Genomic DNA, 9,608 nt, shown 5'->3' on the forward strand with positions numbered 1-9,608 from the left:
ATCACCATGACCACGATCACGACGCGTTCGAGAGCTTCGTGGTCGAGCGCGGTGAAATCACCGATGCCAAAACCTTCGCAGAGCAGGTCGCCGACGTCATCCGCGCCCATGACATTCTCCGCCTCAAAGGCTTCGCCGCTGTGCAGGGCAAACCCATGCGCCTGACCCTACAGGCCGTCGGCCCGCGCGTAGATACTTACTTTGAAAAACCCTTTGGCTCTGAGGCACGTACAACACGCCTTGTCGTCATCGGCCAATCAGGATTGGACCGCGCCGCGATCACCGCTGCGCTCTCAGCATAATGATCATTATCGAGCCTTCATCCCCCCGCGACCCCGCGACAAAAGCCCTGCTAGAGCAAAGCCACGCGCTCATGCTCTCGCTCTTTTCGCCGGACGCTTGCCACTTCCTTGATCTAGAGGCGCTAGAGGCGGACAACATCCACCTCTTCGCCGCGCGTATCGGGGATGAGGTCATGGGCACGGGCGCTTTGGCGGTCAAAGACGGTTACGGCGAAGTGAAATCAATGTTCACCTCAGAGGCAGGTCGCGGCAAAGGCATCGCCGCCGCCATGCTGCGCCAGATCGAAGACACCGCGCGCGAGCAGGGCCTGACAGACCTCAAATTGGAAACGGGCGACGTGCTGCATGCCGCGCACCGGCTCTATGAACGCAACGGGTTCGCCTTCTGCGGCCCTTTCGGAGACTACAAAGAGGTCCCCGAAAGCCTGTTCATGGAAAAATCCCTAAAGGACGCAAGCGCGTGAGCTTACTTTTTCGCTTCTGCGTTCTTCTTCATTTGCGCCAGCATTTCTTCTTTCGTCGGGCGCGTCTTGCCGCGCGCACGGCGGGGCGCATGGCCCTTGTGATCGTCATGCTTGTTATAGGTGCTGCTGCCAAATTTCGGCGCATCTGGGTTCTTGGTGTTCATGGGACTGTCCTTTTAGCTGGCCCCGCAATGCACCAAGCGCGCCGTACACACAACACTTAGGTTATTTCTAATGCATCTGCTCGCCGCCACACCGGGGTCTATCGACAACGATAAAGAACCCGTCGATCTGGGCCAAACACCCGCTGATGTGGTGATCATTTCCGCCGCCGATACGGAACTTGCCGCGCTGTCGGACGCGCGTGCGCATATCGATGAACCCCCGACCCTGCGCCTCGCCAATATGATGCACCTGACGCATCCTATGTCGGTCGATCTGCACTTGGACGATTGTGCCACCAAATCCAAACTCGTCATCGCGCGGGTCTTGGGTGGTGTCGGCTATTGGAAATACGGCGCTGAACAATACGCCGCCCAACTGCATGACGCGGGCATTCCTTTGGCCCTGCTCCCAGGCGATGACAAACCCGACGAGGAACTGCGCCGCCTCAGCACTGTCAGCGATGAAGATTACGATGCGCTCTGGGCCTATCTTGTTGAGGGCGGTCCAGACAACGCGCAAAACCTGCTGCGCTATACCAAAGCAATGTTAGAGGGCACCGACAAACCCATCGCCGCCGCCCCGCTCTTGCGCGCTGGCGTCTATTGGCCGGGTGCAGGCATTTCCGACCTCAGTGCCGCGCAAAACGCTTGGACAACAGGCGCGCCTGTGGTGCCCATCATCTTCTACCGCGCCTTGGTTCAAGGCGCAGGCCTGCACCCGATCAACCGCCTGACCAAAGCGTTGATGAAAGAGGGGCTAAACCCCCTTCCGCTCTTCGTGGCCTCGCTCAAAGATCCCGTCAGCGTCGCAACGCTTCAGCAGGTGTTTGAGGACGCAGCGCCATCGGTGATCCTCAACTGCACCTCTTTCGCCGTTGGCTCGCCGCACACCGGCGACAAAAGCCCTGACAATCCCTTAACAATGCGTGCGGCCAACGACGCGCCAATCTTTCAGGTCGTGCTGTCAGGCTCGTCCGAGGAAGCATGGGCAACAGGCCTTACTGGCTTGTCTGGCCGCGATATCGCGATGAATGTCGCCTTACCCGAAGTTGATGGACGTATCCTTTCCAGAGCGGTCTCTTTCAAGGGCGAAGCCTACTTCGACGATGCCACAGAATGCCCCATCGCAACCTACCGCGCGCAAGGGGATCGAATCGGTTTCGTCGCGAAACTTGCCGCAAATTGGGCCAATCTGCGCGCCACGGCTGCGGTTGATCGCCAAGTCGCCTTGGTCCTCGCCAACTACCCCAACAAAGACGGTCGCCTCGCCAACGGTGTCGGTCTCGACACCCCCGCCGCGACGGTCAACACACTCCATGAACTCCGCGCCGCGGGCTATTCCATAAACGATGCGCCAGCAGATAGCGATGCGCTGATGCAGCAGATCATGGATGGCCCCACCAATTGGCTCACCGACCGCGCTAACAAACAAGGCGGCGAGACGCTCACGCTCGACATATACAAACAGCACTTCGCTACTCTGCCGCTTGATGTGCGCGATCAGATCAGCGACCGCTGGGGCGCTCCAGAAGATGATCCCTTCCTCAGCGAAGAAGGCTTCAAACTCTCAATCTTCCGCTTCGGCAATGCCACCGTCGGCGTCCAGCCCGCGCGCGGCTACAACATCGATCCCACCGACACCTACCATTCACCCGACCTCGCCCCGCCGCACAACTACCTCGCCTTTTACATCTGGCTACGTCACGTCCAAGGCGCGCATGCGATTGTGCATATGGGCAAACACGGCAACCTCGAATGGCTTCCCGGCAAGGCAATTGCTCTGAGCCAAGAGTGCATGCCCGAGGCCGTCTTTGGCCCGACGCCCCACATCTATCCCTTCATCGTCAATGACCCCGGTGAGGGCACCCAAGCCAAACGCCGCGCGCAAGCCGTGATCATCGATCACCTTACGCCGCCCCTGGGTCGCGCAGAAACCTATGGCCCGCTGAAAGACCTCGAGGCTTTGGTGGACGAATATTACGAGGCCGCAGGCGTTGACCCCCGCCGGATCGATTACCTGCGCCGCGAAATTCTAAGCATGACCTCCTCAACAGGTCTCGACAAAGATGCAGGGCTGACTGGAACGGACGAAGACAGCGATCTGGCCAAGCTCGACTCATACCTGTGCGAGCTGAAAGAAGCGCAAATCAGGGATGGCCTACATATCTTCGGCACCTCCCCGCAGGACGATCTCGAACGCGATCTCGCCATCGCCCTTGTCCGCGTCCCGCGCGGGGATGGTAAGGGCGGCGATGCCTCCCTCATTCGCGCGCTTGCATCGGATTGCGGCGTTGATATCGACCCGCTCGATTGCGACATGGGCAGCGCCTACACAGGCCCGCGACACGCGGCACTTGTAACGATCAGCACCGCAAAATGGCGCTCCAACGGCGATACGATCGAGCGCTTGGAACTGCTCGCGCAAGAGGCCATTGCTTGGACCCAAATCCCCGATGGTTTCCCCGCCTCAACCCTTGTGCTCGAGACGCTCCATTCCGAAGTCCTTCCCAACCTGCGCAGCTGTGGCCCCTCCGAAATGAATGGCCTACTCACCGCGCTCAATGGCAAATTCGTCGCCCCCGCGCCCTCTGGCGCACCGACACGCGGACGTCTCGATGTGCTCCCCACAGGGCGCAACTTCTTCTCCGTCGACAGCCGCGCTGTGCCGACCCCGACCGCTTGGGCGCTGGGGTGGAAATCCGCTAATCTACTGATCGAAAAACACCTTCAAACCCACGGCGATTGGCCCCGCACCATGCTGCTCACCGCATGGGGCACCGCCAATATGCGAACGGGCGGCGATGACATCGCGCAGGCCCTCGCGCTCATGGGCGTCAAACCAAAATGGGACAGTGCCAACCGCCGCGTCACGGGTTTTGAAGTGCTCCCCGAAGGCGTGCTGGGCCGTCCCCGCGTCGACGTCACCCTTCGCATTTCCGGCTTCTTCCGCGATGCCTTTCCCCAGCTCATCGCCCTCGTCGACAGCGCCGCGCGTGCAGTCATGGCACTGGACGAGAGCAAAGATCAAAACCCCGCCGCTGCGCGTGCAAAGGCCGAAGGCAACACATCCCGCGTCTTCGGCTCCAAACCGGGTGCATATGGCGCTGGCCTGCAAGCGATGATCGACGAACGACTCTGGGCCGACAAATCTGATCTGGCCGAAGCCTACCTCGAATGGGGCAGCTATTCTTACGGTGCGAGCGGCGAAGGCACGCGAGATCGCGAAGGCTTTGAAACCCGCCTCAAGCAAACAGAAGCCATCGTTCAGAACCAAGACAACCGCGAACACGACCTGCTCGACAGCGACGATTACTACCAATTCGAAGGGGGCGCAGCGGCAGCCGTTTCCACCCTGCAAGGCACAGATCGCCCGATCTACCACAACGATCATTCCCGCCCTGAACGCCCCGTGATCCGAACGCTGGATGAAGAAATCGGCCGCGTTGTGCGCTCGCGCGTGGTGAACCCCAAATGGATCGATGGCGTCAAACGGCACGGCTACAAAGGCGCGTTCGAAATGGCAGCAACGGTCGATTACCTCTTCGCATTCTCAGCAACCACAGGCGCCGTGCACAACCACCACTTCGACCTCGTTGAATCCGCCTTCCTCGAGGACGACGACACCCGCGAATTCATTGCAGAACACAACGCGCCAGCCCTATTCGAGATGGCCGAGCGCTTCCAAGAAGCCATCGATCGCGGCCTCTGGACCCCGCGATCCAACTCAGCGCGCGCGCGCATCGCAGGACTGCTTGACGCCAAAGCCCCCATGCACGACGCTGCCCCCAACACAGGAGAGACCCAATGAGCGATTCCGAACGCCACGCGATGAAAATGGCCAAGAAAAAGGCCGCGCGCGATAAGATCATGGCCACCAAGACCGATGAAAAAGGTCTGATCGTCATTCATACGGGCAAAGGGAAGGGCAAAAGCTCTGCCGCGTTCGGGATGATCTTCCGCCACATCGCCCACGACATGCAATGCGCCGTGGTGCAGTTCATCAAGGGCGGGATGAGCACGGGTGAACGCGATCTGATCCTAGGAAAATTTAGCGATATCTGTAGCTTCCACACGATGGGTGAAGGGTTCACATGGGAAACCCAAGACCGCGATCGCGACACCGAAATGGCGCAGGCCGCTTGGGAAAAGGCCAAAGAGCTGATCCGCGACGAAAGCAACAAAATGGTGCTCTTGGACGAGATCAACATCGCGCTGCGTTATGATTATATCGATGTGAACGAGGTTGTGGAGTTCTTAGTGGAAGAGAAGCCCGCGATGACCCACGTGGTGATGACGGGCCGCAATGCGAAAGAGGATTTGATCGAGATTGCCGATCTGGTGACAGAGATGGAGCTGGTGAAGCATCCGTTTAGGTCAGGCGTTAAGGCTCAGATTGGGGTGGAGTTTTAGGGTTTAAACCCTGCCTTCATCTTCGCACTTTGGGCAAGGCATTTCGCGTTGTGCGTTGGCGTTCCGAATCGTGATGAACGTGTCACCATTGCAAAGATCGCAGTCAAATTTGGATAGTGCGGATCCGAACATGCTTGTTGACTTAATACTGTTATGACTAAGTCGCATTCTATTGGGTACTATTTGGCTTCGTAGGTTTTGATACCCAATTTCGCGTGCGAGAGTTTGGGTGTCTAAACTATTTGATTGCAGTTCATTGCTTTCGATTTGCTGAGTGTTTGGCCGAATCCATCCCAAAGCTGGTTTGTTTCTCTGAATTTCTCCGAGTGCCAGTGTCGCTTCAAGCTGCAATTCTGACGATGAACCCCAAAATGCTACTAATCGTTTTTCTTGTAACTTTCTTTGAAAGGCGAGCAACTTTGCTCGGCCTTCATCCGTTGGCTCAATAGACTCTCCTATCAAGGTTTTGAACGGATCTTTATGCAACAACCGAATAATTGGTTTTCCCCGCTCCACCGCATAATCATACTCCATCTCAGTATAACTCAGTCCAGTCTCGGGGTGGATCGACCCATAGCGCCCTGCTGAAATCAGAATGTAGTAGTCGGACTGATCAATCACCCGCTTGATGAACTCAAATTGCTCTTCATCGGCGGCTGGAAATTGCTCCATTCCAACTGGGAAACAACCAGCTCGAAGCAAAACCTCCGAAACCCGCTGCCTTTCAGTTTGCAAATCCTGAAACGTTGAGCTGATAAAAACCTGATATCGCTTTTCCAAACCACTTGCCCTCTTACCGATTTGAGGCAACATGCACACAACCCTTAGGAGAGACAAGGACACCCTATGCCCAAGACCCGCCTTCTCACTGAATTTGGCCAAGGCGCGAGCCTGCGGCGGCAGGATTACACCCAAGCGGCCAAGCGCGCGTTGCAGGATGCGCTTTGGCATAACTCGATCAACCTTGCAGAGCTTTTCGGGAAGGAAAAGGAAGCGATGTTGATTGATGTGGAGGTGGGTGTGCAGCAACCGGATCAGTTGGATACGGAGGCGTTGAAGGCCATCTTTCCTTACGGCCAGATCAGCATTGCTGCGCGCAAAGGTGGGCTGGATGTGCCGCGCTCTGATGGCAAGCCGACGGTTATCGCCACAGTCGCGATCAATGTGTCCCTCGATCTGGAGCCAGCAACATGACTGATCAACGTTTCATCATCGAAATGGGCAGCGGCAACGATCAATACGGGATGGATTACACCAAGGCCGCCGCGCGCGCGATTGAGGATGCGATCCGCCATGCTGCCATCCCTATGCTTGCGGCGCGCGGCATTGAGCACACAGACATGCGCGTTCAGGTGACGATTGGCGTTCAAGAACCCGACAAGCTCGACCTCGAGGCGCTTAAATCCGCGCTTCCCCGTGGCACGGTGACGATTACAGCAACCCATGGCGGGCTCAATGTCACCAACCCCGATACGGGCGATACGATTGTCATTGCTTCTGCCGCAGTCGAGGCGTTCTTACCGAAACAGGCCTGATTTCCTCTCTCCGAAAATATCCCGGGGGTGCGGGGGCTGGCCCCCGCCCGATTGCTTGCTGCACCGTAGATTTGGTCATATAGTTTAACCAATTCTAAGCGAGTGCCCCAAATGCCCTTCAGACCAGTCGAGCCGGAAAAACTCTCCACCGCCGTTATCAACCAGATCGAAGGGTTGATCCTGCGCGGTATTTTGCGTCCGGGCGAACGCCTGCCGTCGGAGCGCGAGCTTTCAGAGCGGCTCGGTGTGTCGCGCCCGTCCTTGCGCGAGGCGATTGCCGCCTTGCAAGAAGAAGGATTGCTCGCGAGCAAAGCCGGATCGGGGATTTATGTTGCCGACGTTCTGGGCTCTGCGTTCTCCCCTGCGTTGACGCGTCTTTTTGCGCGCAATGACGACGCTGTATTCGATTATCTGTCGTTCAGGCGCGATATGGAGGGGCTAGCCGCGGAACGTGCAGCGCGGCTTGGGTCGGATACGGATTTGCAGGTGATCAACGCCGTTTATCAGAAGATGGAATCGGCCCATGACAATCTTTCGCAAGAAGCGGAAGCGCAGCTCGATGCTGATTTCCATCTCGCGATAATTGAAGCCAGTCACAATGTCATCATGCTTCATATGATGCGATCAATGTATCAATTGCTGCGCGAGGGTGTGTTTTACAACCGTCAGGTCATGTTCAAACAGCGCACAACGCGCGACACGCTTTTGGAGCAGCACAAGAAGATCAATACGGCTTTGCAAGCCCGCAATCCTGCGGCCGCGCGCGCAGCGATTGATGATCATCTTGGGTTTGTAGAGCAGGCATTGCGCGATGAGGTCAAAGCGCAGGCCAATGAAGATATTGCACGTCAACGTTTTGAACACGAAAAATCTAAGGGGCCGAAATGAAAGTAGCGATCATCACAGGAGCCGCGCGCGGCATTGGGTTGGCAACAACAAAGCAGCTTCTCGCGAAGGGTTGGAAGGTCGCGATGATCGATTGGGACGGCGCGGAGCTGTCCGAGGCGGCCAAGGGTTTGGACAATGTTCTAACCTTGCCTCATGATATTTCGCAGCCTGAACAGGCAAAGCAGATCATCGCGGAAACGCTCTCGGCCTTCGGTCAGATCGATGCGCTGGTCAATAATGCAGGTATCGCTGATTTTGGTCCAATTGAAGACACCGACTTTGCCCGTTGGCGCGCGGTGATGTCGATCAATCTGGATGGCACGTTTCTGTTATCCCAAGCCGCAACAGACACGCTTAAAGCCACGAAAGGCGCGATTGTGAATATCGGTAGTATCTCGGGTCTGCGCGCCTCTACTTTGCGCGTGGCTTATGGGACGTCCAAAGCCGCAGTCATCCATTTGACCAAACAACAAGCGGCAGAGCTTGGAGAATATGGTGTGCGCGCCAATTGCGTTTGCCCCGGCCCTGTGCGCACCAAACTGGCGATGGCCGTTCATACGCAAGACATCATCGATAGCTACCATGATGCGATCCCGTTGAACCGATATGGGTCTGAGGATGAGATCGCTTCCGTCATAACGTTCTTATGCTCTGATGAAGCAAGCTATGTCACAGGCCAAGTCATTGCATCTGATGGCGGTTTCGAGAGCACGGGCGTTGGATTGCCGTCCCTGCGAAAATGATGGCCTCGCACTCAGCGGATAAAATGATCAGGATATTTGAGGTGAATGCAGTGCAAACTGCCTATGTTTTAGGCGGTTGAATTCAACCGAAAACTCAACTTTCCGTGAAAAACGGCAATTCGCATTTTCGCCACAATTTCGAACATCTTTACCCACATTCCTTTCGCATCTGCAATTCCACTAGGTGAAGTGTGTTTAACGGAACGGAATGTATCCATGGCCCCCACAGACGTTATTATTAACGGTGATTTTACCAACAGCACCAATAACAGTGCTGCAGGTTGGTCAGGGACTGACATCGAAACACGGGGTTCTTCGGTTTACATCGCAGGGACTGGGACAGCGCAAGGCCGCGTTGCCGAACTCAACGGTGGAACGGGCGCGGTTACCGTTATCGAGCAAACCTTCACACTGGCCAGTGACCATGATGGTATTCTGAGCTTTGATTATGCTCTGCGCACAAGTGGAACTTCTGGCACCGACGGTTTCAAGGTCGAAATTTTGGATAGTGGCGGCGGTGTCATCTATACGAATGACTTTCTGCCGACGCTGAACAGCTATCAGACGTTTACGGTTCCCGTGGATTTCCCATCTGCAGGTGATTACACGATCCGGTTTACAGAAATTGGCGACAATGCTGACGGGTCTGGCGCTGTTCTCGACAACGTCGAATTATTAGTATGTTACGATGGTAGAGCGCGAATTCTGACCCCAGATGGGTATACCAATGCGGCTGACCTTCAGGTCGGCCAACTTGTAGAGACACTGAATGGGTCGAAGCCAATTCGTTGGATCGGTCGACGCAGCGTCAGCGCTGACGAAATGGCGTCAGACGCGCGTTATAGTCCAGTGCGGATTTGCAAAGGCGCCTTGGGCGGTGGTTTGCCAGAGCACGATTTGCTGGTCTCGCGGCAACATCGCATCATGATCAGCTCGCCCATCGCTAAACGTATGTTCGGCGACGAAGACACACTGATCCCAGCAATTCGCTTGACCGAACTTCCTGGTATTTTCATCGACACATCTGTCGAAGAAATCGATTATATTCATATCCTTCTGGACGACCATGAAGTGTTGTTGGCAGAAGGCGCACCCGCTGAAT

Annotated in this window: 11 protein-coding genes; 9 read left to right on the forward strand and 2 right to left on the reverse strand. The window is 56.3% G+C overall.

Annotation, left to right across the window (positions count from 1 at the left end):
• Together ABJQ89_RS06125 and ABJQ89_RS06130 are read left to right on the forward strand one after the other, a co-directional pair.
• Nucleotides 1–302, forward strand: a 302-nt coding sequence (locus ABJQ89_RS06125; RefSeq protein WP_348495382.1) for a GTP-binding protein, incomplete at its 5' end; no start/stop codon positions are given.
• Entirely contained in the window at nt 302–766 is a 465-nt protein-coding gene (locus ABJQ89_RS06130; protein WP_348495383.1) for a GNAT family N-acetyltransferase, read from the forward strand. The genes ABJQ89_RS06125 and ABJQ89_RS06130, both read left to right, overlap by 1 nt.
• Nucleotides 767–768: 2 nt before the next feature.
• Here ABJQ89_RS06130 and ABJQ89_RS06135 read toward each other — a convergent pair whose 3' ends face one another.
• On the reverse strand, nt 769–930 hold the full coding sequence (locus ABJQ89_RS06135; RefSeq protein ID WP_348495384.1) for a hypothetical protein: 162 nt from the start codon (nt 928–930) through the stop codon (nt 769–771).
• A gap of 70 nt (nt 931–1,000) precedes the next feature.
• Between ABJQ89_RS06135 and cobN the strand changes: the two genes are divergently transcribed.
• On the forward strand, nt 1,001–4,738 hold the full coding sequence (gene cobN, locus ABJQ89_RS06140; protein ID WP_348495385.1) for a cobaltochelatase subunit CobN: 3,738 nt from the start codon (nt 1,001–1,003) through the stop codon (nt 4,736–4,738).
• Nucleotides 4,735–5,340, forward strand: a complete 606-nt coding sequence (gene cobO, locus ABJQ89_RS06145) for a cob(I)yrinic acid a,c-diamide adenosyltransferase (RefSeq protein WP_348495386.1) — start codon at nt 4,735–4,737, stop codon at nt 5,338–5,340. Before cobN ends, cobO begins: the two co-directional genes overlap by 4 nt.
• 3 nt (nt 5,341–5,343) lie before the next feature.
• On the opposite strand, the gene ABJQ89_RS06150 is transcribed toward cobO, so the two are convergent.
• On the reverse strand, nt 5,344–6,153 hold the full coding sequence (locus tag ABJQ89_RS06150) for a DUF4062 domain-containing protein (RefSeq protein WP_348495387.1): 810 nt from the start codon (nt 6,151–6,153) through the stop codon (nt 5,344–5,346).
• Between the two features lie 33 nt (nt 6,154–6,186).
• Between ABJQ89_RS06150 and ABJQ89_RS06155 the strand changes: the two genes are divergently transcribed.
• The 5 genes from ABJQ89_RS06155 to ABJQ89_RS06175 form a co-directional block, all read left to right on the forward strand.
• Nucleotides 6,187–6,534 (forward strand): Lin0512 family protein, encoded by a 348-nt coding sequence (locus ABJQ89_RS06155; RefSeq protein WP_348495388.1) that lies wholly within the window; start codon nt 6,187–6,189, stop codon nt 6,532–6,534.
• A complete protein-coding gene (locus tag ABJQ89_RS06160; RefSeq protein WP_348495389.1) occupies nt 6,531–6,875 on the forward strand; it encodes a Lin0512 family protein in 345 nt (114 codons plus the stop codon). Before ABJQ89_RS06155 ends, ABJQ89_RS06160 begins: the two co-directional genes overlap by 4 nt.
• 111 nt (nt 6,876–6,986) lie before the next feature.
• Nucleotides 6,987–7,763 (forward strand): FadR/GntR family transcriptional regulator, encoded by a 777-nt coding sequence (locus ABJQ89_RS06165; protein ID WP_348495390.1) that lies wholly within the window; start codon nt 6,987–6,989, stop codon nt 7,761–7,763.
• Nucleotides 7,760–8,506, forward strand: coding sequence for an SDR family oxidoreductase (locus ABJQ89_RS06170; RefSeq protein WP_348495391.1), 747 nt, complete (start codon nt 7,760–7,762; stop codon nt 8,504–8,506). The genes ABJQ89_RS06165 and ABJQ89_RS06170 overlap by 4 nt, the downstream gene beginning before the upstream one ends.
• A gap of 216 nt (nt 8,507–8,722) precedes the next feature.
• The coding region (locus ABJQ89_RS06175) for a Hint domain-containing protein (RefSeq protein WP_348495392.1) at nt 8,723–9,608 on the forward strand (886 nt) is incomplete at its 3' end.

The organism is Planktotalea sp., from assembly GCF_039984035.1.
In the GTDB taxonomy this organism is placed as follows: domain Bacteria; phylum Pseudomonadota; class Alphaproteobacteria; order Rhodobacterales; family Rhodobacteraceae; genus Planktotalea.